The sequence below is a fragment of the Phytomonospora sp. NPDC050363 genome, from assembly GCF_040655735.1.
In the GTDB taxonomy this organism is placed as follows: Bacteria; Actinomycetota; Actinomycetes; order Mycobacteriales; family Micromonosporaceae; genus Phytomonospora.
The window spans coordinates 146,971-169,498 of the sequence record NZ_JBFAKK010000007.1 but is presented as its reverse complement, the minus strand read 5'-3'; the positions used below and the strand labels follow the sequence as shown (position 1 = coordinate 169,498).

The following is a 22,528-nucleotide window of genomic DNA, read 5'->3' as shown; positions in this document are numbered from 1 at the left end:
CGATACTAAGACCCGTGGGCAACCTCAGCGGAACCATGCGTGTCGCCGTCATCGGCGGCGGACCCGGCGGCCTGTACTTCGCGGCCCTGGCCGCCCGCCGCAACCCGGCCTGGGAGATCACCGTCTGGGAGCGCAACGCACCCGACGACACCTTCGGCTTCGGCGTCGTCTTCTCCGACGAGACCCTGGAGTCCATCGAGGTCGGCGACGCCGAGATCTTCGCCGAACTCGCCGGGCGCTTCGTCCGCTGGGACGACATCGATGTCCACTATCGACAGACGCCCGAGTCGCCTCCGTCGCTGACCACGTCGGGCGGCCACCGCTTCGCCGCCGTGAGCCGCGTCGGCCTGCTCGCCCTGCTGCACAAGCGATGTGCCGACCTCGGTGTACGCCTGCGCTTCGAGTCGCAGGCACCGCCGGCCGCCGAGCTGATGGCCGCCAACGACCTCGTGGTCGCCGCCGACGGTGTGCACTCGGCCAGTCGCGCGGCCTTCGCCGAGACCTTCCGGCCGAGCCTGGACACCCGGCGCTGCAAGTACATCTGGCTCGGCAGCGACCGCGCCTTCGAGTCCTTCACCTTCGACGTGCGCCCGACCCCGCACGGAGTCGTCCAGCTCCACGGCTATCCCTACGACGCCGGCGGCTCGACCGTCATCGTCGAGATGCGCGAGGAGGTCTGGTCGGCGCTCGGGCTGACCGACGCCACCGCCATCGAGCGCTGCGCCGAGCTGTTCGCCGACCGGCTCGCCGGGCATCGCCTGCACGGCAACAACTCCAAGTGGATCGGCTTCACGACCGTGCGCTGCGAGCGCTGGTCGCACGAGAACCTGGTGCTGATCGGCGACGCCGCCCACACCGCGCACTTCTCCATCGGCTCGGGCACCAAGCTCGCCATGCAGGACGCCGCCGCGCTCGTCGAGAAGCTCGGCACCGCAGGGGATGTCGCCGACGCGCTCGGCGAGTACGAGGTCGAGCGGCGGCCGGTGGTCCTGTCGACGCAGCGCGCCGCGCAGGCGAGCCTGGAGTGGTTCGAGGACCTCGGCCACTACCTCGACCAGGAACCGCCGCAGTTCGCGTTCAACCTGCTCACCCGCTCCCGCCGCATCACCTACGACAACCTGCGGCTGCGCGATCCCGGTTACGTGTCCGAAGTGGACGACTGGTTCGCCGCCCACGAGGTGGCCCGGGGCGCCACACCGGGGCCCGCGGTCCGCAGGCCGCCGATGTTCCAGCCCTACACCCTCGCCGGTCTCGAACTGCGCAACCGCGTGGTCGTCTCGGCCATGGACATGTACTCCGCCGACGACGGCGTCCCCGGCGACTTTCACCTGGTGCACCTGGGGTCCAAGGCGCTCGGCGGTGCCGGACTGGTCATGACCGAGATGGTCTGCGTCTCGCCGGAAGGGCGCATCACGCCCGGCTGCGCGGGTCTGTACGACGACGAGCAGACCGTCGCGTGGAAGCGGATCGTCGACTTCGTGCACGGGCGCAGCGAGGCGAGGATCGGCGTGCAGCTCGGACACGCCGGTCGCAAGGGTTCCACGAAGCTGATGTGGGAGGGCATCGACGACCCGCTGCCCGAGGGCAACTGGCCGCTGGTCGCGCCGTCCCCGCTGCCGTACAAGGAGAGTAGTCAGACGCCGCGCGAGCTGAGCGTCGCCGACCTCGACGCCGTTCGCGCCGACTTCGCCAGGTCGGCGCGCCGCGCCCGCGAGTGCGGATTCGACCTGCTCGAACTCCACTGCGCCCACGGCTACCTGCTGTCGAGCTTCATCTCACCGCTGACCAACCACCGCACCGACCACTATGGAGGGTCGCTGGAGGGCAGGCTGCGCTTCCCGCTCGAAGTGCTGGCCGCCGTTCGCGCCGAGTGGACCGGCCCGCTGTCGGTGCGCCTGTCGGCCACCGACTGGCACCCCGACGGCCTCACACCCGAGGAGTCCGTGGCCGTCGCGCGCGCCTTCGCCGCCGCCGGTGTCGACGCGATCGACGTCTCCACCGGCCAAGTCGTCCATGACGAGAAGCCGGCCTTCGGCAGGTCCTTCCAGACCCCCTTCGCCGACCGGATCCGCCACGCCCTGGCGGCCGACTTCCCCGCCGTCACCGTCATCGCCGTCGGCGCCATCTCCTCCTACGACGACGTCAACTCGATCATCCTCGCCGGCCGCGCCGACCTGTGCGCCCTGGGCCGCACCCACCTGTACGACCCGCAGTGGACCCTGCACGCGGCGATCGAGCAGGACTACCCGATGCCGTGGCCGAAGCAGTTCGCGGCGGGCGCCCGGAAGCCACCGACGGGGCGGGGTTGAGGGGACGGCGGCGGGGGCGGCGACGGCGGCGGGGTGCGGTCTCGGCGCGAGGGTGGGGCGGTGGTTGGGCGGGTGGGGCGGTGGCGTTGCGAACGCCGCCGTAGCGGCCGAGCGGCGGGCGCCCGGAAGCCACCGACGGGCCGGGTGAGGTGGGTCCTCCCGCCGGGCAACGGCCGACGACCCCGGGCGTGACGCGGCACAGCGGCACGGAGCGGCCGGCACGATGCCGCCGACGGAACGCGCTGCGCAGGGCAAGGTGCACGCCGGGAGCCCCGTGGGAGGTCATCCAGGTGCGGCGGGACTGGTCCGGACGCGCTCGGCTGGCGAGGGCGCACCCGGGGCGGCGTCTCGCGGCAGCGGCACGGTGCCGGGCGGGGTGGCGGCGCCAGGTCGGGAACCATGCGCGAGGTCGTCCAGGGCGGCCCGGCGGGGCCGGGCGCACTCCGGTCCTGGCGGCGTTCGGTCGCGGTCCCACAGTTCCCGCTTCGAAGGCTTGCTCGCACCTGCTGCTACGCGGGCGCCGACGTGGAGTGGCTGACCGTCCCCACGTCTGAGGCCCACCCATGCCGGGCGAGAAGCGCAACAGACCCACTCCGCGCGTGGACAGCGTGGACAGCGTGAATGCGGCGGCACTGCGCACGGTGGCGCCGGGTATCTCCGGGCAGCGGGAGTAGGCGTTGTAAAAGCGGTCTGCGGTGGCCTGATCGACGGAATGGCGCTGCCGCCTGCCCGGCCGCTGAGTTCCCGATGGGCAGCGCAGCCGAGCCGGTCTACCGGCGGGCAACGGCTGGCGAGTCCGGACCGGCATCACGTCCGCCGCCGCATGAACCCGCCGCCCCGGCGGCACTGAGAGCAGTGGCAGGCAGAAGGTCGTCAGGGGCGGCCCACTGGGGCAGGACGCACTCCGTCCAGACTGCCAGCGAGTCCGGGGCGGCATCGAGGCCGCAGCGAGCCGCTTGTCCGGCCACTGAGCCGAGTACGGAGCCTCCGACGGGACGGCGCTGAGCGGCACGCCGTCGCCCGCCGGGCCACGGTTCCCGAAACGGCGTGGTGATCCACGCGGTCGGCGCTGCCGCCGTCACCGGCGGAGTCGAGTCTCCACGGACAGGTGACTGGCTGGGTCCTCCCGTCGGGCGGCAGTCGGCGAGCCCGGGTCGTGGCTGGCCGGCGGGGGAGCGCAGCGGCAGGGGACCCGCCGTCCCGGGCGCCGCCGACCCACCACCCCCGCGCTCCCACCCCGCGCCACGCCACCCCGCCGCCCCGTCCCCCACCCCACAACCCCCGCCCACGCGAAGGGCGGCCCCGTCGGAGCCGCCCTTCGTCGTTCCTCGCCAGTGGACCAGCCGCGCGTCGCAGCCACCCCACCTACCTCACGCCTTACTCCACGCCCACCACCGCCTGGGCGAACTGCGCGGCGTAGAGCCGCGCGTACGCTCCCCCGGCTTTCAGCAGGCTCTCGTGGTCGCCCTGTTCGACGATCGCGCCGTCCTCCATCACCAGGATGAGGTCGGCGTCGCGGATCGTCGAGAGGCGGTGGGCGATCACGAAGCTGGTCCTTCCGGAGCGCAGTTCGGTCATCGCGCGCTGGATCAGCACCTCGGTGCGGGTGTCCACAGAGGACGTGGCCTCGTCGAGCACGAGGATGGTCGGCTCGGTCAGGAACGCCCGCGCGATCGTGATCAGCTGCTTCTCACCGGCGCTGAGGTTCGAGCCCTCCTCGTCGATGACCGTGTCGTACCCGTCGGGGAGGGTGCGCACGAAGTGGTCGACGTGGGTGGCCCTGGCGGCTTCGAGCATCCGCTCCTCGCTGATCCCGCCGACCCCGTACACGATGTTCTGCGCGATCGTCCCACCGAACAGCCAGGTGTCCTGCAGGACCATCCCGGTGCGCGCCCGCAGATCCTCGCGGGTCATCTCGGCGATGTTCACACCGTCCAATGTGATCCGGCCGCCGCGCACCTCGTAGAACCGCATCAGCAGGTTCACCAGCGTCGTCTTGCCCGCACCGGTCGGCCCGACGATGGCCACGGTGTGCCCGGGCTCCACCGCCAGCGACAGGTCGTCGATCAGCGGTCTGTCGTCCTCGTAACGGAACGAGACGTGCTCGAAGGCCACCCGGCCGACGGTCTCGGTCGGCGTCAGCGGACGCTGCGGCTCGGGCGACTGCTCCTCGGAGTCGAGCAGGTCGAAGACCCGCTCGGCGGAGGCCACGCCCGACTGGAGCAGGTTGGCCATCGAGGCGACCTGCGTGATCGGCTGCGAGAACTGGCGCGAGTACTGGATGAACGCCTGCACGTCACCCAGCGACATCGTGCCCGACGCCACCCGCAGGCCACCGATCACGGCGACCAGCACGTAGTTGATGTTCCCGATGAACATCATCGCCGGCTGGATGATGCCGGAGATGAACTGCGCCTTGAACGCCGCCTCGTAGAGGTCCTCGTTGTGCTCGGCGAAGGTGTCCGACGCCTCCTTCTGCCTGCCGAACACCTTGACCAGCGCGTGCCCGGTGAACATCTCCTCGATGTGCCCGTTGAGCTTGCCGGTCGTGCCCCACTGCTTCAGGAACTGCGGCTGCGCCCGCTTGCCGATCAGCACCGTCACCCACAGGGAGACCGGGACGGTCACCACGGCGATCACCGCGAGCAGCGGCGAGATGATGACCATCATGACGAGCACGCCGACGATCGTCAGCAGCGACACCACCAGCTGCGACAGCGCCTGCTGGAGCGTCTGCGAGATGTTGTCGATGTCGTTGGTGGTGCGCGACAGGATCTCGCCGCGCGGCTGCTTGTCGAAGTACCCCAGGGGAAGCCGGGCCAGTTTCGTCTGCGCCTGCTCCCGCAGCCGAAAACCCATGCGCTGCACGATGACCGCGGTGATCCTGCCCTGCCAGAGCATGCAGAGCGAGCCGGCCACGAACAGCGCCAGCACGATCAGCAGGACCCGCCCGACCTCGGTGAAGTCGATCCCCTGCCCGGGCGTGAACTCCACTGTGGACATGACGTCGGCGACGGTCTCCTCACCGCTGGCGCGCACCAGTTCGATGGCCTGCTCGCGGCTGATGCCCTCGGGCACCATCTTGCCGATGACGCCACCGAAAATGAGGTCGGTGGCGTGCCCGAGGATCTTCGGGCCGATCACCGTCAGCGCCACCGACGCGACGCCGAGGAGCAGCGCGAAGAACGCCAGCCCGCGCTCGGGGCGCATCATCCGCAGCAGGCGGAGGCTGGACTCCTTGAAGTGCATGGCCTTCTCGGTCGGCATCGCGCCGGCCATCGGCCCGCCCATGCCGCCGCGCTGGGGAGCGCCCTTGATGCGGCCCGGCGTCGGGCCCTCGGCCTTGCCGTTCTGCGCGGGCGCGGACGCGGACGTTCCGTTCTTCTCCGGCTCGCTCATGCCGCCTCCTGCTCACTGTGCTGCGACAGCACGATCTCGCGGTAGGTCTCGTTCTCCGCCATCAGCTCGTCGTGCGTACCGGTGCCGACCACGCGTCCTTCGTCGAGGACCACGATCCGGTCGGCCGAGCGGATCGTGGACACGCGCTGGGCGACGATGACGACCGTCGCTTCGGCGATCTCACGCGACAGCGCGGCCCGCAGGGCGGCGTCGGTGGCGTAGTCGAGCGCGGAGAAGGAGTCGTCGAAGAGGTAGATCTCGGGCTTGGCGACCAGCATGCGCGCGATCGCGAGCCGCTGCCGCTGTCCGCCCGACACGTTCGTGCCGCCCTGCCCGATCGGGGAGTCGAGTCCCTCTTCCTTGGCGCGCACGAACTCGGCGGCCTGCGCGACCTCCAGCGCCCGCCACAGGTCGGCGTCGGTGGCGTCGGGGTTGCCGTAGCGCAGGTTCGTGGCGATGGTCCCGCTGAACAGGTACGGCTTCTGCGGGACCATGCCGACCGCCTTCGACAGCGTCGCGCGGGCCAGGCTGCGCACGTCGACGCCGTCGACGAGGACCTGCCCGCCGGTCACGTCGAACAGCCGCGGGATGAGGTTCAGCAGCGTGGTCTTGCCGCTTCCGGTCGAGCCGATGATCGCCGTCGTCTGCCCCGGATGCGCCACCAGGTCGATCCCGCACAGCACGGGCTCCTCGGCGCCGGGGTAGCCGAAGTCGACGTCGCGCAGTTCGAGCTGCCCGTGCTGGGGCAGCTCGGTGACCGGCGAGTCGGGGATCGTCAGGCTCGTCTCGGTCGACAGGACCTCCTGGATGCGGCCGGCGCTGACCTGCGCGCGCGGCAGCATGATCAGCACGAAGGTCCCCATCATCACCGACATCAGGATCTGCATCAGGTAGGACAGGAAGGCCGTCAGGGCCCCGATCTCCATCCCGCCGGAGGCGATCCGGTGCGCCCCGAACCACATCACGGCGACGCTGGAGACGTTCATGACGAGCATGACCGTCGGGAACATCCACGCCATCAGGCGCCCGACGCCCAGCGACACGTCCATCAGCTCGCGGTTGGCGCCGGCGAAGCGCTCCTGCTCGTAGCGGTCGCGCACGAACGCGCGGATCACCCGGATACCGGTGATCTGCTCGCGCATGACGCGGTTGACCTCGTCGATGCGGACCTGCATGGCCCGAAACAGCGGGCCCATCCGGCTCACGATCAGCGCGACCGAGCCGATCAGGACCGGCACCAGGATCAGCAGCAGCGCCGACAGCGGCGGGTCGACGCTGACGGCCATGATCACGCCGCCGAAGGCCATCACCGGCGCCGAGACGAGCAGGATGAAGGTCAGGAAGACCAGCATCTGCACCTGCTGGACGTCGTTGGTGATGCGGGTGATCAGCGACGGCGCGCCGAACTGCCCGACCTCGCGCACCGAGAAGGACTGGACGCGCTCGAAGATCCCGGCGCGCACGTCGCGGCCGACGGCCATCGCGGTGCGCGCGGCGTAGTAGACCGCGGCGATCGAGGCGAGGATCTGCACCAGCGTGATCGCCAGCATCACCCCGCCGAGCCGCAGGATGAGCCCCGTGTCGCCCTTGACGACACCCTTGTCGATGATCTCGGCGTTGAGGGTCGGCAGGTAGAGCATCGCGATCGTCGAGACGAGCTGCAAGGCGATCAGGTAGGCGATCGGCTTGCGGTATGGGCCCATGTGCGCTCTGAGAAGCCGCAGGAGAGTGCGGCCGTCCCCCTTTGAGGGAGGTGGCTCACCGGGTGGGCCGCCGTTCTTCTGCGCGCGCGTGAGTGTCACCTCGCGCGTGGCCGGTGAACTCATTCTGCTGGCCTCCCTGATGCCTGTCCTACGTTGTCCGCCTTGAGAGTGTGCGCGCCTTAGGCGAGGACTAGAAGCGATTTTCGCGGCCGGCGCATGGCGAGCCTGCCTCTTGAACATAGGTTGAGGTCAAGCGCCCACGTCGAGCGGGTGGCGACGGCCACAAACGGCTAGAACGGGACCGCCGCGAGGGTCGCCGGCTTGAGGTCGTCGAAGCCGCGCGAGGTCAGCGCCAGGATCAGGTGCTCGTCGGTGACCGTCACCAGGCGCGCGCCCGGCTGGTACCACATCAGCTTGTCGATCCCCAGGTTGTAGGCGGTCGTCGCGAAGGTGGCGTCGGGCGTCTCCTCGCTGGGGAACGCGCCCGTCGACGACAGCAGCAGGTCCCCGACGATGTTCGTCTTCCCCGACGGCGGCGCGGTGTCCTCGGCGCTCCACGGCGCCACGGCGCCGGTGATCTCCGCCATCATCAGCGACTCGTCGCGCTCCACCGGGCTGTAGGCGACCACCGGGTCGCGGAAGGCGCGCGCGGTGCCCGCCTCCAGCGCCGTCCAGCGCGCGCCACCGGTCACCGAGTCGACGACCTGCGGGAAACCGTTCACGTTCTGCCCGAGCAGGACGTCGCCGGTCGCCATGATCGAGGCACCCGCCTCGCAGTCGGCGCCGAAGGCGACCGTCTCGGTCCCACCGGAGGCGGGGTCGTAGACGGTCACGTCGGTCGTGCAGCCGTCGTGTTTCCCGACGGTCGCCACGCGCTCGCCGTGCACGGCGATGATCGGGTAGGTGTCGAGGTCCATCAGCGTCTCGGGGCGGCCCCGCGTGTCGCCGGTCTCGGCGTCGAGCGTGACGGTCTTCTCGTCGCCGTCCTCGCGCAGTCCGATGTTGACGTAGACGACCGGCGAGCTCGACGCCAGCCGCAGCGCCTTCGTCGAGACGATCGACTGGTCGACCGGGTCGGGCAGGACCGGCGCGGCGACGGCCACCTCGGCGGCATAACGGCGGTGCCACAGCCGCTCGGCGTCGGTGAGGGAGGTCGCGACGACCTCGCGCTGCTTCCCGACCCGCTCGGCGGTGTAGAGCGTGTCGTCGCTGACGGCGAAGACCGGCGGGTTGTGGCCCAGTTCGCCCTCGTAGGTGAAGCGCTCGGCGCCGGTTGTCAGGTCGTAGACGGTGATGCGCGGGCCCCTGGCCAGCACGACCGCGTCGACGGTGACGCGCACGGGGCCGTCGACCTCGGGGATCTGCCAGCGCTGCTCGCCGGTGACCTCGTCGAGGGCGGTGACGGTGCGGTCGGCGAGGACCAGCACGAACCCGCCCGCCGCGACGGCGTCCGGCGGCTGCTGTTGCGCGGCCAGCGTGTGCCGCCAGTCGATCTCTGGTTCGGCGGCGGTTGCCGAGAGCGTGGTGATCCAGATGGCGGCGGCGGCGGACATGGCGATGACAGCGGCGACCACACCGAGAACCCAGGCGGTCCTATGTGGCCGAAGGCGACGCATGCGGACAGTATGGCGCTGCGGGGCCACGCCCTTGATCGGGGGACGGGTACATCTCACCGCCCGTCCCCCGCGCGGGCGCTATGCGTCGAGGCTCGACAGGTCGAGCGCGGCCAGGCGGGCCGGGTCGCTGAGGGCGTCGATGGCGGCGACCTTGCCGCCGACGACGGTGAAGGCCATCAGCGAGACCGGCTTGCCGTCGAGCGTGGCGAGCATGCCCGCGACGCCGTTGACCAGGACCGGGACCGCGACACGATCGCCGCTGGCGAACATCGCCGCGCGCGAGGCGACCGTCTCGGCGCCGACGAGGCGACCGATCGGGCCGTCGACGCGCAGCACGATGTTGGGGTCGAGGATCGACACCAGCCGGTCGAAGTCGCCCTCTCGCGCGGCGGCGAAGAAGGCGTCGACGACGCGGCGCTGCCGGCCGAGGTCGGGGTCGGGCTTCGTGGGGGCGCTCTGCACGCGGCGGCGCGAGCGGCTGGAGAGCTGGCGGGTGGCGTCGATGGTGCGGTCGACGATGGGGGCGATCTCCTCGAAGGAGACGCCGAACATGTCGTGCAGGACGAACGCGAGCCGCTCGATCGGGTTGAGGGTGTCGAGGACGACGAGCAGGGCGATGCCGACCGAGTCGGACAGCAGGGCCTCGTGCTCGGGGTCGACGCCGTCGGCGCGGCTGACGATCGGTTCGGGCAGGGAGAACTCGCCGAGCGGCTCCTCGCGACGCGACTTGCGCGTGCGGAGCATGTCGAGGCAGATGCGGCCGACGACCGTGGTCAGCCAGCCGCCCAGGTTGCCGACCGCGGAGACGTCGGCGCGGCTCAGACGCAGCCAGCCTTCCTGCACGGCGTCCTCGGCCTCCGAGAGCGAACCGAGCATGCGGTAGGCGACGGCACGCAGATGCGGCCGGTGCTCCTCGAAGCTTGCGGCGAGACTGTCGTGGTCGTTCATGGGCGGGGGCCCTCCGTTTCAGGTCGTCAAAAGCATGACGGATGCCGGTGAGCGGATGTGACGGGCGTGGGTGCGGGCGATCAACGGCGATCGGGTACGGCGGGCTCGCCGTCGAGCGTGAGCAGCGCGTGAGTGAGGAATGAACGGGCCTCGCCGGGGTCGGTGCGGTCGGCGGCCCGTTCACGGGAAAGGGCGTTGAGCGCGGCGGTCAGCAGCGAGGCGAAGGCGCTGTGACGGGTCATCGCCCAGCCCGCCGCGTCGGCCTTCCCTGTCCAGTGTCCCCCGTCGTGCCAGCGCAGGGCGCGGCAGGCGTTGAGGAGGGCGTCGGCGTGCGGTTCGGCCCCGGGTTCGAGGTTCGCGGCGACCGACGCGGCGACGACCGGCCGCAGCTCGGCGGCGGGCGGCCTGTGGGCCAGCGTGGTGAACGCCGGGCCGGTGAGGGCGCGGTCCTGCTGGGCGGTGATGTCGCGGTCGATGGGGTACCAGTGGCCCGGGCGGTCCGAGGGGCCCTGCTCGACCAGCGGGGGCAGGTCGCGGTCGGTGTTGAGGTTGAGCGCGAAGCCGTCCTGCGTGGTGAGCGCGGCCAGCGCGGCGCGGTCGTAGAGGACGAACTCCAGGCCTGCGGCGGGGCAGGGCAGCGCTTCGTGGGCGAGGGCGGCGGCGATCTCGCCGACGGCGGCCGGGGTGGGCGACTCGGCGACGGCGATGAGGTCGAGGTCGCTGCGGCCCGGGAGGTAGGCGTCGAGGGCGACCGAGCCGGTCGGGTAGACGCCGATCAGGTCGGCGCCGAGGAGCGCGCGCAGCCGGGCGGTGAGTTCGCGCAGGTAGGCGGCCTCGGCCTCAGGGAGGGTCATGGGGTCACGATCGCATGGTGGGGGTGGGGCGGGGCGACTTCAGCCCGGCAGACCGGTGATCTTGCGCAGGAGGCCCGACGGCATGTTCTGACGGCACGAAAAAGCGCCCGGCATCGCGCCGGGCGCTTCTTCCAGGATCCGCGTCAGCCCAGGTCGACCGAGGGGTACAGCGGGAAACCGGCGAGCAGCTCGGCGGCCTGCCCGGCGACCTGCGAGGCCACCTTCGGGTCGAGGACGTGCGTCGCCTTCGAGGGCGCGCCCGACTTCGTCGTGCCCTGCGTGGTGTTGTCCAGGACCGTGTGGATGAGGGCGGCGACCTCGTCCATCTCGGCGGTGCCGAGGCCGCGACTGGTCAGCGCGGGGGTGCCGATGCGCACGCCGGAGGTGTACCAGGCGCCGTTGGCGTCCTGCGGGACGGAGTTGCGGTTGGTGACCACCCCGGAGTCGAGGAGCGCGGCCTCGGCCTGGCGGCCGGTGATGCCGTACGAGGACACGTCGATGAGCACCAGGTGGTTGTCGGTGCCGCCGGTGACCAGCGTCGCGCCCCGCTTGAGCAGGCCCTCGGCGAGCGCGCGGGAGTTGTCGACGATGCGCTGGGCGTAGTCGCGGAAGTCCTGCGTGCGGGCCTCGGCGAGCGCCACGGCCTTGGCGGCCATCACGTGCGGGAGGGGGCCGCCGAGGACCATCGGGCAGCCCCGGTCGACCTGCTCGGCGAGTTCGGCCTGGCACAGGACCATGCCGCCGCGGGGGCCGCGCAGGGACTTGTGGGTGGTGGTGGTGACGATCTGCGCGTGCGGGATGGGGTCGAAGTCTCCGGTGAGGACCTTGCCGGCGACCAGGCCCGCGAAGTGGGCCATGTCGACCATGAGGGTGGCGCCGACCTCGTCGGCGATCTCGCGGACGAGGCGGAAGTTGACCAGGCGCGGGTAGGCGGAGTAGCCGGCGACGATGATCAGCGGCCGGAACTCCTGCGCGGCGGCGCGCAGGGCGTCGTAGTCGAGGAGGCCCGACTGGGGGTCGGTGCCGTAGGAGCGCTGCTCGAACATCTTGCCGGAGATGTTGGGGCGGAAGCCGTGGGTGAGGTGGCCGCCGGCGTCGAGGGACATGCCGAGCATGCGCTGGTCGCCCAGGGCGCGGCGCAGGACGGCCCAGTCCTCTTCGGTGAGGTCGTTGACGTGCTTGGCGGTGTGCTCGGTGAGGAAGGGCGCCTCGACCTTGGCGGCCAGGATCGCCCAGAAGGCGACGAGGTTGGCGTCGATGCCCGAGTGGGGCTGGACGTAGGCGTGCGGGGCGCCGAAGAGGGCCTTGGCGTGCTCGGCGGCGATCGACTCGACGGTGTCGACGTTGCGGCAGCCGGCGTAGAAGCGGCGCCCGATCGTGCCTTCGGCGTACTTGTCGCTGAACCAGTTGCCCATGGTGAGCAGGACGGCCGGGGAGGCGTAGTTCTCGCTGGCGATGAGCTTGAGCGACTCGCGCTGGTCGGCGAGTTCCTGCCCGATGGCGTCGGCCACGCGCGGCTCGACGGTACGGATCACGTCGAGGGCGGCCCGGAACGCGGTGGACTCGGTGCTGATGGACACGGTGGACCCCTCCATGGTGGAAGCGCAGATAAGGAAGGCCCAGGCGCACGGCAGGTGGAGCTGCGGCCGCTCCCCGATGGTTGAGCCCATCCCAGCGCGCCAGTCGCGGCCCGTCGTGACCATAGCAACCGGCACCGTGATCGGCCCAGGCCGGTGCTGGGCCTCTATTCGGTGATCTTCACCAGTCCGCGCAGTCCGGCGAGGACGTCGGCGCCGGTGGGGGCGTTCTCGGGGTCGGAGAGCAGCTGGATCGCCACACCGGACATGAGGGCCATCTGCACCATTCCGACGGTTCGCCTTGCCTCGTCGCCGACCTCGTCCTCGGGGGTGCTGGTGACGATGGCGGTCAGGCCGCTGCGGCCTTCGCGCATGCCTTCGGCGAGGACGCGTTTGAGTTCTTCCTGGCGCTGGGCCTGGATGAACAGGTCGATGGAGACGAGCCACATGTCGGGGTGGGCGCGGATCTGGTCGAGGGTCTCGTCCCACATGGTGATGTAGGCCTCCTCGGCGGTGGCGTCGCCGTCTTTGGGCATGAGCGCGCGGCCGGAGATGTCGCCCCACTCGTCGAGGATCGCGAAGATCGCCTTGAAGAGCAGGTTCTCGCGGGAGCCGAAGTGGTAGCCGATGGCGGCCATGCTCACGCCGGCGGCGGTGGCGATGTCGCGCACGGTGGTGCGGTCGAAGCCCTTTTCGAGCAGGCATTTCTTCGCTCCGTCGAGCAGAGCCTCCTTGTTTCCCATGGTCAAGAGCCTAGCAGAGCACTTGCGCGAACGAATTAGGCGAACGCCTTAGGCGATCGACTTGCGCGATCGCCCAATTTCTGGTTATGGTCTGCCCAGAACCCCGACCGACCGACAGGAGCACCACCGTGAACACCCCCCGACGAGTCCTCGCCGGACTCGCACTCGGCGCCATCGCCGTGGGAGTCCTGCCCACCGCCGCGAGCGCCGGAATCAATCGCGGCGACGTCGTGGTCACCGACAAGGGCGCCCTGCGCGGCACCACCGCCGACGGCACCCGCACCTTCGAGGGCGTCCCCTACGCCGCCGCGCCCGTCGGCGACCTGCGCTTCCGCTCCCCGCAGCCCAACGCCGCCTGGAAGGGTGTGCGCGACGCGAACACCCCCGGCGGCGCCTGCGCCCAGCCCGCCTCCATGCCCGTCGGCGTCCCGACCGCCAACGAGGACTGCCTCTACCTCAACGTCACCGCCCCCACCCGGGCCCGCGACCTGCCGGTCATCGTGTGGATCCACCCGGCCGACATGATGGTCGGAGCCGGTGACATCTACGGCGCCGAGCGCCTCGCCGGTGACGCCGTGGTCGTCACGATCAACTACCGCCTCGGCGCGATGGGCTTCCTCACCGACCCGTCGCTCGACTCAGGCTCGGTCAACGGCTCGGGCGGCCTCGGCCTCGAAGACCAGCAGGCCGCCCTGCGCTGGGTCGCCGGCAACATCGACGCCTTCGGCGGCGACTCCGGCAACGTCACGCTCATGGGAGAGTCCGGCGGCGGCTACGGCGTCTGCGACCACCTCGCCTCACCGGCGTCGGCCGGCCTGTTCGACCGCGCGATCGTCGAGAGCGCGCCCTGCGGCGTCGGCGGCGGCAGCCGGACCCGCGCCGAGGCGATCGCCGACAGCGAGGCGGTCGTCAAGGCCGCGCTCGCCCACCAATCCTGCGAGGGCGTCACCGACGCGGCGGCCTGCCTGCGGACCGTCGACGCGCAGACCATCGTCGACGCCTACGGCGCCTGGGGCTCGCCCCGGCCCGTGTCGGGTACGCCCCTGCTGCCGCTGCCGGTCGAGGAGGCGCTGCGCACCGGGAGGTTCAACCGCGTGCCGGTCCTGGTCGGCGTCAACCACGACGAGGCCAACGGCATGATCGGCGGCGCGGAGCTCAGGCCCGACGCCACTCCCATCCCACGCGAGGGCTACCGCGCGGCCGTCGAGCAGTACTTCGTCGGCGAGGACCCCGAGCCCATCATGGCGCGGTATCCCCTGTCGGACTACGGCAACTCCGCCGGCCTGGCGCTGTCGACCGCGCTGACCGACCGCGACTGGTCGCTGGCCACCTACGACACCGCGCAGACGCTGTCGAAGTGGACCCGCACCTACATGTTCGAACTCGCCAGGCAGGAAACCCCGTGGTTCGCGGGCTACCCCGAGCCGAGCTTCCCGGTCTGGTCGCAGCACATGGCCGAGATCCCCTACCTCCTCGACATGCAGGTCATTCCCGGCGTCGACTTCTTCGAGCCCCTGAGTGCCGAGCAGGCCCGCCTGGCCGAGCGCATGATCGCCACCTGGACACGCTTCGCCGAGTCGGGAAACCCCGGCTGGGACCGGGTCCGCGAAGGTGACGCGAACGTGCGGTCGCTCAAGCCGGGACCGTGGACGGAGACGGAGTTCGTCCGCGACCACGAGCTGGCGTTCTGGCGCTCGATGGCGTAGAGGTTCACCGAAAGCCCCCGGCCGGGTTCGGTCGGGGGCTTTGCCGTGGGCGCTGGAGGGTCCGGCGGACGGTGACGCGGCCCTTGGGTTTGGGCCGGGCGACCTCGGCGAAACCGGCGGCGGTGAACATCGGCAGACTCCCGGTGAAGGAGCCTCCGGGCGTTCGGGTGACGACCTCGCGGTCGATGGGGACGCCTTCGACGGCCCGCGCACCGTGGCGGCGGGCGAGGTCGACGGCACCGTCGAGCAAGGCGCGGGAAACCCCCGTGCCGCGATGGGATTCGAGGACGAAGAAGCAGGACACGAGCCAGGTCGCGGCCATGTCGGTGCCCTCGGGCGGGGGTGTGTCGCGTGCGGTGTTCAGACGCGGGTAGGCCTCCCGTGGCGCGACGGCCGCCCAGCCGACGGGCTCGCCGTCGACGTAGGCGAGCACGCCGGGCGGCGGGCCGTCGTCGACGAGTTCGCGGGCGGAGGTCCGGCGGGGCCGGGTGCGTTCGGCGCCGCGCTCCTCGCGCCACCACATGCACCAGCAGCCCTTGTTGCCGCCCATCCGGCGGCAGAGGGAGGCGAAGTCGTCCCAGCGGGCGGGGGTGAGGTCACGGATGTCCACGGGGGGATTGTCGCTCGCGGGGAGGCGGGTGGGGTGGGAGATGCCGGCACTTCCCGACCCCGTGAGCCCCGCCACTCACCCTCCCGCAGGCCCCGGAGTGATCCATAGGCTGCGAATACCAGCCGCCACTCCCGGAGGTTCGTTGTGATCAGCGCCCACGCCGCCCTCGGCATCGCCGCCATCTCGCTGGGCATGGTCCTCACGCCCGGCCCGAACATGATCTACCTGGTCTCGCGCTCGATCACGCAGGGCCGCCGGGCCGGGCTGATCTCCCTGGGCGGCGTCGCCGTGGGCTTCGTGGTCTACGTGATCGCCGCCGCGGCAGGTCTGGCGGCGGTGTTCGCGCTGGTCCCGGCCGTGTACACGGTCCTGAAGATCGCCGGCGCCGGCTACCTGCTGTACCTGGCGTGGCAGGCGGTCAAGCCCGGCGGCGTGTCGGCCTTCGCGCCCAAGGAACTGCCCATCGACAGCCCTCGCAAACTCTTCACGATGGGCCTGGTCACCAACCTGCTCAACCCGAAGATCGCGATCCTCTACGTCTCGCTGCTCCCGCAGTTCATCGACCCCGCCGCCGGCCCGGTCGCGTTCCAGAGCGTCCAGCTCGGCTTCGTGCAGATCACCATCGCCGTCACCGTCAACGGGCTGATCGCGATGGGCGCCGGTTCGATCGCCCGCTTCCTCGGCAGGCGTCCACTGTGGATGCGGATGCAGCGCTACGTGATGGGCACCGTCCTGGCCGGGCTGGCGATCAAGCTGGCGACCGACCGGACGAAGGCCGTCGCGGCCTAGACCACGTCCCGCCGCATCGGCGCCAGCACCGCCGCGACCGCCGCCACCACCGCGTACCCGAGCAGCACCAGGGCGCCCAGGACCGGCGTCAGCAGCGTGATCGACGCCGTCCCCACCTCGGCCGACATGGCGTCGGCGACGTAGGTGAAACCGGTCAGCGCCGAGGTCGCACCCCCGGGAAGCAGCGGATACACACCGCCGACGCCCGGCATCAGCATGAGCAGGGGCTCGCCGACGTACAAGTACCCGACGACGGCGGCCAGCGCGGCGACCTGGTTGTGCAGGAGCGCGCCCGCGCCGACGCCGATGACCAGGTACACGGCCATGGCCGCACCGATGCGCGCGAGGACGCCGAGCACCTCGCCGGGCGGGAGGCCGAGGGCGGTGCCGCGCAGGGCGGACACGCCGTAGAGGGCCGCCGCCGACGTCGTGGCCAGGACCAGGCCGTAGACGAGCCCGGCCCCGGCGTGGACGACGAGTTTCCCGGCCAGGACACGCCCGCGCCGGGGCGCGTGGAGGAAGGTCGCGTCAATGGTGCGGTGCCGGTACTCGGCGGTGACGGCCATGGTCCCCAGCGCCGCCGGCACGAACGCGCTCAGCCCGAGCACGCCCAGAAGGAGCCGCACGCCCTCGGCGGTGTCGAGGCCGGGCATCGGCGGCTGGAAGTTCTCCGGGCCGGTGGCGGTCATCGCGCCGACCAGGCCGAGGCCGATCGCGGCGGGCGCGAGGACGATCGCCCAGCCCAGGCGGGTGGCGAGCAGTCGGCGGAGTTCGGAGCGGATCACGGCCGGGCCTCCTTGGCGGTGCCGAGAGCGGTGTCGAGGTACATGGCTTCGAGGTCGCCGTCGGCGGGTCCGGCGGCGGCGAGACGGCCGTCGCGGATGACGACGGCCTCGTCGGCGAGCCGGTCGACCTCGCCGAGGACGTGACTGGAGACGAGCACGGTCCGGCCGCGTCGGGCCAGGTCGCGCAGGGTTTCCCGGAGCCAGACGACTCCTTCGGGGTCGAGGCCGTTGCCCGGTTCGTCGAGGACGAGAACCTGCGGGTCGCCGAGCAGGGCGGTCGCCAGCGCGAGGCGGCGGCGCATGCCGGTGGAGTAGCCGCGGGTGGGGCGGTCGGCGGCCGCGGTGAGGCCGGCGCGGTCGATGAGTTCGGCGACGCGCGCGTCGGGGTGACCGCCCATGGCGGCGTAGACGCGCAGGTGGTCGCGGGCGCTGTGGGCCGGGTGGAACCCGGCGGCGTCGAGCACCGCGCCGACCGTCCGCGTCGGGTGCGGCAGGTCGCGGTAGGCGCGCCCGCCGATCGTCGCGGTGCCGGACGTGGGCGCGACAAGGCCGAGGAGGATCCGCATCGTCGTGGTCTTCCCGGCGCCGTTCGGGCCGAGGAAGGCCGTCACGGCGCCGGGCCGGGCGGTGAAACTCAGGCCGTCGACGGCCGTGACGCGCCCGAAGCGCTTGCTCAGGCCCGCGATCTCGATCTTCACGAGGCCACCCGCCCGAGCGCGGCGGCCAGCTCACCGGCACCGGCGTGGGAGACGACGACCTCGGCGAACTCGTCACCGTCGAGGACCAGCCGCAGCCCGGGCACACCCCGGTAGGCGGCGGCCAGCGTGCGCCTTCTGCCGAACACGCCCCAGACGCCGACCTTCACCAGGCCGGTCACCTCCAGGCCGCGCCGGGCGCCGCGCAGGTGGCCGACCGCGTCGGGAATCGCGCTCGCCTCCCGGATCGCCTCGACGGGGATGGTGTGCGTGGCACGGCCGGTGAACAGGCGCTCGAAGGGGCCGAACGCGATGCGAACGGTGGTGGGGGTGTGCGTGACGGTTGCCATGTCAGGTCCTTTCGGGATCGACGGGCACGAGGATGGTCGCGAGGACGCGCGGGACGCGCCCTTCACGCGGGGTGTTGGCCAGCAGGGGCGCGATCAGCTCGTTGAGGCCGCGCGCGAAGTCGGCGAGTTCGGCGTCGTCGAGGTTGAGGACGGTCTGCTGGTAGCCGGCGCCGTCGGCGGCGAGGTCGACGTTCTCGCGGGAGAGGTAGCGGGAGAAGTCCGACAGCAGGGTGGAGACGAAGGCGGTGAAGTAGCGGCCGTGGTCCTCGGCCGTGGCCTGCGCCATGGTGGCCGGGGTGAGTCCCCCGGCGGGTAGGGCGTAGACGCGCTCGACGGCGCCGCGGATCTTGTGCTCCTCGGCGATCTCGAGGACGCCGCCCTTGGTGAGGGCCGCCAGGTGCCGGTAGAGGGTGGCCTGCGGGACGTCGGGGAGGTCTTCGACCAGCTCGCGCGTGGTGCGGCGGTGACCGGCGATGGCGCGCAGGATGCGGATGCGCACGGGGTGGAGGACCAGTTCGGCCCAGACGTCGAGGGGTTCCATGCCGCAACATTATCATTCTCGATAACGATAATGTTCGGCAGTGACGAGCGGCACGCGCGTTGGGACGCGCTAGGGCGTGTCCTGGTGGTCTTGTGGGTGCGAGGCGAGGCTCGTTCTTCTTCTGGCAAGCCGTTCTTTCGCCCTGGTACCGGTGTTGTACCTGGGCGAAGGAACGGTGCCGCCAGGGGGAAAACGAGTCCGCCGCAGCCCCGCAGTGATCACCCGGACACGACCTAGGGCACGCCCTAACCGAACATCTCGGCGGTCAGCGCCAGGTGCGGCGCGGCCTCGTCGGCGCGGCCCATCCGGCGCAGGGTGCGGCCCAGCATGTAGCGGGCGTAGAAGTCGCCGGGGTTGGCCTCGACCAGCTCGCTCAGGATCTCCTCGGCCCGGCGCAGCTGCGCCGAGGCGAAGTAGGCCCGGGCGGCGAGCATCCGCACGTTGGGGTCGCGGCCGAAGTCGTCGAGCAGCGGCCGCAGCAGGACCAGCGCGCCCAGCGGGTCGTTGAGGCCCAGCAGCGCCTCGGCGTGGCGGAGGCGGCGGACCTCCTCGGGCAGGGCGACGGCGTCGTTGCTGTCGCGGAGGAAGTCGAGGATCTCGCCGGGGGTCTGGGCGCCGCGCAGGAGCCGCTCGCCGACGGCGAAGGTCGGCGAGGAGGTCACGCCGATGGCCTTGCCGCGCAGCATTTCCTCGCGCAGGGTCGTGCGCGCGGCGTCGCCGTCGAGGAGCTCGCCGGCGTCGTCGAGTCCCGCCTCGGCGGCCAGGGCGGTCAGGGTTTCCCGGTCGGTGATGTTGCGGGCCTCGATGTGGTGGGCGCGCATGAGCCGCTCGGCGAGCGCGTCCTGGAGTTCGGGTCCGCCCTTGTCGAAGGCGAGGACGAGCAGGCGGTGGGCGGCTTCGGTGTCGCCGCGCCAGGCGGCGCCCCACCGCGGGCCGAGGCCTTCGGCGGCGGCGACGCGGGCGATGCCGAAGGCGTCCTCGTCGGTGGGCGCGCTCACGGCGGGGTCGGGGGCGGTCGGGTCGATGCGGAACGGCCGCCAGACGAGCTCGACGGGCTCGCCGTCCCACTCGGCGAGGGCGGTGGCCAGTCGGCGCCGGGCGATGTAGGCCCAGCCGCAGACCGGGTCCGCCCATAGTTCGATTCGCATATATCTATGTTAGGGGTGACCTGGGAAACCCCGTCCGAGCTGTTCGGACGGGGTTTCCCGGGGTGATCTACCAGACGTGGACCTCACCGCAGGAGTGGTTCAGCACCGGCCGCGGCAGTCCGCGCAGGTGCCGGTCGGCGAAGGCGCCGACGTAGGTGCGCGTCAGTTCCAGCGCGCGATCGCCGGGCGTGGTGCCCATCGGGAGGCCGAGCTGGTCGGCGATCGGTGCGTAGTCGGTGAAGGAGGAGTGGCCGGTCCCGTCGACGGTGATCCAGCGCTTCCAGCCCTGGAGTTGGCCGTAGACCTCCGTCCACTTCGGGCCGTATTCGCCGTCGGGAGCGTGGTGCGGGGCGCCGAGCAGCATGAACGGCTTCTCCGCGCCCTCACCGGCGGGCGGGACGTGGACGGTGCCGTCCATGTCGAAGCCCGCGCGGACCCGGTCGTCGGAGGCGAGCAGCGGCACCGCCGAGGCGCCGCCCATCGAGTGCCCGCCCATCAGGATGCGGTTCTCGTCGACGGGAAGGGTGCCGATCAGCTCGTCGAGGACGAAGGAGACATCGGCGGCGCGGCCGAGCGCGACGTCGGAGCCCTCGGGGTCGAGGGTGCAGACCAGGCACTCGGTGACGCGGCCGTCGGGGAAGGTGATCGCCGAGGCCTCGTAAGTGTGGTCGACGCCGAGGACCAGGTAGCCGCGGCTGGCGAGATCCTCGGCGAGGCCGGTCAGCGAGGAGCGCGGCATGGAGAAGCCGGGCGACAGGACGACCGTCGGGAGCCGGCGGCCCTTGATCGGGGCGTCGACGTAGGAGTGCGTGGCGATCGTGCTGAGCGCCTCCGGCGGGACCTCGGGCGGGACACCGAGGCTGCCCAGGATCAGCGGCGACTCGGCCGCGCTGACGTACGGGTCGAGCTCGCCGACGGCCGCCCGGGCCGGATACCAGGCCGTGACCATGAGTTCGCGGTTCTCGGTGGGGACCCACGGGTCGGCGCGCGACTCGTCGACCAGGTGGAAGTCACCGACGCCGACCGGGAAAGGACCGGTCGGCGCGGGAAGGGTGAGCGTGGGCGTCGGCGGGGCCGCGGACGCGGGTGTCGCGACGGCCGCCGCGACGAGAAGGCCGCCGGCGAGGACGCCGATGGCGGTGGTGCGGATGGGGCGCATGAGCTCGCTTTCAGGTCGAGTGGTTCATGACCATGCGAGTCTGTGCCGGGTGGGGGCGCGGGCGCATCGGGTGCTTCCCGGACTCGCCCCCTACAGGATCCGGGTGTGGCGGAGGCCCTCCCGCACCCACCGGGAGGGCCTCCGCCCGTTCCGCACCCCAGGCTTACTTCCGGTCGTCGCCGGAAAGTCCGCGCAGGCGATCGCCGGCGTTCTCGGCCGCGTCGGAGACCTTGTCCCCGGCCTGGCCGAGCTTGCCCTTCGCCTGGTCGCGCTGGCCCTCGCCCACCAGTTCTTCGTTGTTGGTGAGCTTGCCGACGCCTTCCTTGGCCTTGCCCTTGAGTTCCTCTGCCTTGTGCTTCATCTTGTCTGTGGCGTCACTCATTGCGGTTCCTCCAACCATGGACGTCTGGTCTAGGGATGCCCGTAGGGGGAGTGGATCAAACATGGGGAGGGGTGGGTGGCGGGAAGACGCCAGGTTCACGGAAGGGGGTGCGGGGGCGGGTGGGGTGTGTGTGAGGGGTGGGGTTGGGCGGGGTGGGGTGGGTGCGCGCGAGGGGGGCGTGCGCGGTGGGTTGGGTGCGCGGTGGGGGAGGGCGTGCGGTGGCGCGGCGCTAGCGGCGGGAGAGGCGTGGCGGGGCGTGGCGGGAGAGGCGGGGCGGTGCGGGAGCGACTCGCCGCGAGAGCGGCGGGCGGGACCGCGCCCGGACAGGCCTGGGGCGCGCGAGGCTGGCCGGGAGCGAAGCCGCCCCGACCGCAGGCCACCTCAGGATTAAGGCGAACCAGGGCACGGTAGTGCGCGCGCCGCGCGAGCGGCGGGGCAGGGCGGGAGAGGCGGGGCAGGGCGTGGCGGGAGAGGCGGGGCGGGAGCGGCGGAAGCGAGGTGCGGCGGTGCGGGGCGTGGCGGGTGTGGCTCGCCGCGAGAGCGGCGGGCGAGACCACGTCCGACAGGCCCGGGGCGCGCGAGGGCTTGCCGGGGGCGAAGCCGCCCGGCACGCGGCCACCACAGGATGAGGACGAGCCGGGCTCGGCGGCGCACTCCCACGCGAGCGGCGAAGCCGTGGCGCGAGGGGCGGAGGCGAGCTACGGCGACGCCGGAGCGACCGGCCGCGAAAGCGACGAGCGAGGACGCGTCCGACGGACCCGGGACGGGAGAGGCGGAGGCGAGCTCGCGACGGCGCGGGAGAGGCCCGCAGAGAGAGCGGCAGGCCGGACCGCGTCCGACAGACTCGGGACGGGAGAGGCGGAGGCGAGCTCGCGGCGGCGCGGGAGAAGCCCGCCGCTCTCGGGCGGGCAAGGCCGCATCGGACAGACTCGGGACGCGCGACGGCGTGCCGGGGCGCGGCGAAACCGCCCGGCACACGGCCGCCGCAGGAAGAAGTCGAGCACCAGCGCCACAGCGCCGTCAAGCAAGCCCCGGCGGAGAAGCCGCGAAAACGAGGGGGCAGGACGCGCCGCCCGGCGGGCACCATGAGCGACCGGCCGCGAGAGCGGCGGGCGGGACTACGTCCGACAGGCCTGCGGCGAGCGAAGGCCTGCCGGGGCGTGAAGGCGTGCCGGGGCGTGGCGAAGGCGCCCCGACGAACGACCCCTACAGGA

The 22,528-nt window shown here is 71.9% G+C and carries 18 protein-coding genes and 1 riboswitch; of the genes, 3 read left to right on the top strand and 15 right to left on the bottom strand.

Translation table 11 applies throughout. The features are described 5' to 3' along the window. Positions 1 to 14 precede the first annotated feature (14 nt). A complete protein-coding gene (locus AB0I28_RS20500; RefSeq protein ID WP_357495476.1) occupies positions 15 to 2,309 on the top strand; it encodes a bifunctional salicylyl-CoA 5-hydroxylase/oxidoreductase in 2,295 nt (764 codons plus the stop codon). A 1,377-nt stretch (positions 2,310 to 3,686) separates the two neighbouring features. On the opposite strand, the gene AB0I28_RS20495 is transcribed toward AB0I28_RS20500, so the two are convergent. The 7 genes from AB0I28_RS20495 to AB0I28_RS20465 all read right to left on the bottom strand — a co-directional run bounded on the left by AB0I28_RS20495 (position 3,687) and on the right by AB0I28_RS20465 (position 13,149). After that, entirely contained in the window at positions 3,687 to 5,708 is a 2,022-nt protein-coding gene (locus AB0I28_RS20495; protein WP_357495474.1) for an ABC transporter ATP-binding protein, read from the bottom strand. Beyond that, positions 5,705 to 7,411: an ABC transporter ATP-binding protein gene (locus tag AB0I28_RS20490; RefSeq protein WP_357495472.1), complete on the bottom strand. Its 1,707-nt coding sequence runs from the start codon at positions 7,409 to 7,411 to the stop codon at positions 5,705 to 5,707. Before AB0I28_RS20490 ends, AB0I28_RS20495 begins: the two co-directional genes overlap by 4 nt. A gap of 290 nt (positions 7,412 to 7,701) precedes the next feature. Next, a complete protein-coding gene (locus AB0I28_RS20485; RefSeq protein WP_357495470.1) occupies positions 7,702 to 9,027 on the bottom strand; it encodes a PQQ-binding-like beta-propeller repeat protein in 1,326 nt (441 codons plus the stop codon). 78 nt (positions 9,028 to 9,105) lie between these two features. After that, the gene (locus AB0I28_RS20480) at positions 9,106 to 9,975 is read right to left on the bottom strand and encodes a sigma-70 family RNA polymerase sigma factor (RefSeq protein ID WP_357495468.1); all 870 of its coding nucleotides are present in this window, start codon (positions 9,973 to 9,975) and stop codon (positions 9,106 to 9,108) included. Between the two features lie 80 nt (positions 9,976 to 10,055). Further along, positions 10,056 to 10,829, bottom strand: a complete 774-nt coding sequence (locus AB0I28_RS20475; protein WP_357495466.1) for a nucleotidyltransferase domain-containing protein — start codon at positions 10,827 to 10,829, stop codon at positions 10,056 to 10,058. Positions 10,830 to 10,972: 143 nt separating this feature from the next. Further along, positions 10,973 to 12,409 carry a glycine hydroxymethyltransferase gene (locus AB0I28_RS20470; protein WP_357495464.1) on the bottom strand — a complete coding sequence of 479 codons (1,437 nt, stop codon included), beginning with the start codon at positions 12,407 to 12,409 and terminating at the stop codon, positions 10,973 to 10,975. Positions 12,410 to 12,439: 30 nt separating this feature from the next. Further along, a riboswitch (ZMP/ZTP riboswitch) is annotated at positions 12,440 to 12,526 on the bottom strand. Positions 12,527 to 12,573: 47 nt separating this feature from the next. Continuing rightward, complete coding sequence (locus AB0I28_RS20465) at positions 12,574 to 13,149, bottom strand: TetR/AcrR family transcriptional regulator (RefSeq protein ID WP_357495463.1); 576 nt, start codon at positions 13,147 to 13,149, stop codon at positions 12,574 to 12,576. Positions 13,150 to 13,277: 128 nt separating this feature from the next. Between AB0I28_RS20465 and AB0I28_RS20460 the strand changes: the two genes are divergently transcribed. Continuing rightward, the gene (locus AB0I28_RS20460; RefSeq protein ID WP_357495461.1) at positions 13,278 to 14,855 is read left to right on the top strand and encodes a carboxylesterase family protein; all 1,578 of its coding nucleotides are present in this window, start codon (positions 13,278 to 13,280) and stop codon (positions 14,853 to 14,855) included. Between the two features lie 4 nt (positions 14,856 to 14,859). Here the strand turns inward: AB0I28_RS20460 and AB0I28_RS20455 are convergent, their stop codons facing one another. Then, the gene (locus AB0I28_RS20455; RefSeq protein ID WP_357495459.1) at positions 14,860 to 15,465 is read right to left on the bottom strand and encodes a GNAT family N-acetyltransferase; all 606 of its coding nucleotides are present in this window, start codon (positions 15,463 to 15,465) and stop codon (positions 14,860 to 14,862) included. 192 nt (positions 15,466 to 15,657) lie between these two features. Here AB0I28_RS20455 and AB0I28_RS20450 point away from each other — a divergent pair, with 192 nt between their 5' ends. Further along, positions 15,658 to 16,254 (top strand): LysE family translocator, encoded by a 597-nt coding sequence (locus AB0I28_RS20450; RefSeq protein ID WP_357495950.1) that lies wholly within the window; start codon positions 15,658 to 15,660, stop codon positions 16,252 to 16,254. Here the strand turns inward: AB0I28_RS20450 and AB0I28_RS20445 are convergent. The 7 genes from AB0I28_RS20445 to AB0I28_RS20415 form a co-directional block, all read right to left on the bottom strand. Beyond that, entirely contained in the window at positions 16,251 to 17,039 is a 789-nt protein-coding gene (locus AB0I28_RS20445; RefSeq protein ID WP_357495457.1) for an ABC transporter permease, read from the bottom strand. The two genes, AB0I28_RS20450 and AB0I28_RS20445, sit on opposite strands and share 4 nt — an antisense overlap. Beyond that, entirely contained in the window at positions 17,036 to 17,737 is a 702-nt protein-coding gene (locus tag AB0I28_RS20440) for an ATP-binding cassette domain-containing protein (protein ID WP_357495455.1), read from the bottom strand. The genes AB0I28_RS20445 and AB0I28_RS20440 overlap by 4 nt, the downstream gene beginning before the upstream one ends. Further along, positions 17,734 to 18,084: a hypothetical protein gene (locus AB0I28_RS20435; RefSeq protein WP_357495453.1), complete on the bottom strand. Its 351-nt coding sequence runs from the start codon at positions 18,082 to 18,084 to the stop codon at positions 17,734 to 17,736. The genes AB0I28_RS20440 and AB0I28_RS20435 overlap by 4 nt, the downstream gene beginning before the upstream one ends. 1 nt (position 18,085) lies before the next feature. Then, the gene (locus tag AB0I28_RS20430) at positions 18,086 to 18,625 is read right to left on the bottom strand and encodes a helix-turn-helix domain-containing protein (RefSeq protein WP_357495451.1); all 540 of its coding nucleotides are present in this window, start codon (positions 18,623 to 18,625) and stop codon (positions 18,086 to 18,088) included. 245 nt (positions 18,626 to 18,870) lie between these two features. Beyond that, on the bottom strand, positions 18,871 to 19,773 hold the full coding sequence (locus AB0I28_RS20425; RefSeq protein WP_357495450.1) for a DsbA family oxidoreductase: 903 nt from the start codon (positions 19,771 to 19,773) through the stop codon (positions 18,871 to 18,873). 67 nt (positions 19,774 to 19,840) lie between these two features. After that, entirely contained in the window at positions 19,841 to 20,932 is a 1,092-nt protein-coding gene (locus tag AB0I28_RS20420; protein ID WP_357495448.1) for a hypothetical protein, read from the bottom strand. A 163-nt stretch (positions 20,933 to 21,095) separates the two neighbouring features. Beyond that, a complete protein-coding gene (locus AB0I28_RS20415) occupies positions 21,096 to 21,314 on the bottom strand; it encodes a CsbD family protein (RefSeq protein ID WP_357495446.1) in 219 nt (72 codons plus the stop codon). Positions 21,315 to 22,528 lie beyond the last annotated feature (1,214 nt).

What these genes read in the sequence shown, in the direction of transcription:
- AB0I28_RS20465 (WP_357495463.1), bottom strand. Translation starts at nt 13,149, where the DNA reads ATGGGAAACAAGGAGGCTCTGCTCGACGGAGCGAAGAAATGCCTGCTC.
- AB0I28_RS20495 (WP_357495474.1), bottom strand. Translation starts at nt 5,708, where the DNA reads ATGAGCGAGCCGGAGAAGAACGGAACGTCCGCGTCCGCGCCCGCGCAG.
- AB0I28_RS20435 (WP_357495453.1), bottom strand. Translation starts at nt 18,084, where the DNA reads ATGGCAACCGTCACGCACACCCCCACCACCGTTCGCATCGCGTTCGGC.
- AB0I28_RS20490 (WP_357495472.1), bottom strand. Translation starts at nt 7,411, where the DNA reads ATGGGCCCATACCGCAAGCCGATCGCCTACCTGATCGCCTTGCAGCTC.
- AB0I28_RS20475 (WP_357495466.1), bottom strand. Translation starts at nt 10,829, where the DNA reads ATGACCCTCCCTGAGGCCGAGGCCGCCTACCTGCGCGAACTCACCGCC.
- AB0I28_RS20415 (WP_357495446.1), bottom strand. Translation starts at nt 21,314, where the DNA reads ATGAGTGACGCCACAGACAAGATGAAGCACAAGGCAGAGGAACTCAAG.
- AB0I28_RS20450 (WP_357495950.1), top strand. Translation starts at nt 15,658, where the DNA reads ATGGTCCTCACGCCCGGCCCGAACATGATCTACCTGGTCTCGCGCTCG.
- AB0I28_RS20480 (WP_357495468.1), bottom strand. Translation starts at nt 9,975, where the DNA reads ATGAACGACCACGACAGTCTCGCCGCAAGCTTCGAGGAGCACCGGCCG.
- AB0I28_RS20425 (WP_357495450.1), bottom strand. Translation starts at nt 19,773, where the DNA reads ATGCGAATCGAACTATGGGCGGACCCGGTCTGCGGCTGGGCCTACATC.
- AB0I28_RS20430 (WP_357495451.1), bottom strand. Translation starts at nt 18,625, where the DNA reads ATGGAACCCCTCGACGTCTGGGCCGAACTGGTCCTCCACCCCGTGCGC.
- AB0I28_RS20420 (WP_357495448.1), bottom strand. Translation starts at nt 20,932, where the DNA reads ATGCGCCCCATCCGCACCACCGCCATCGGCGTCCTCGCCGGCGGCCTT.
- AB0I28_RS20485 (WP_357495470.1), bottom strand. Translation starts at nt 9,027, where the DNA reads ATGCGTCGCCTTCGGCCACATAGGACCGCCTGGGTTCTCGGTGTGGTC.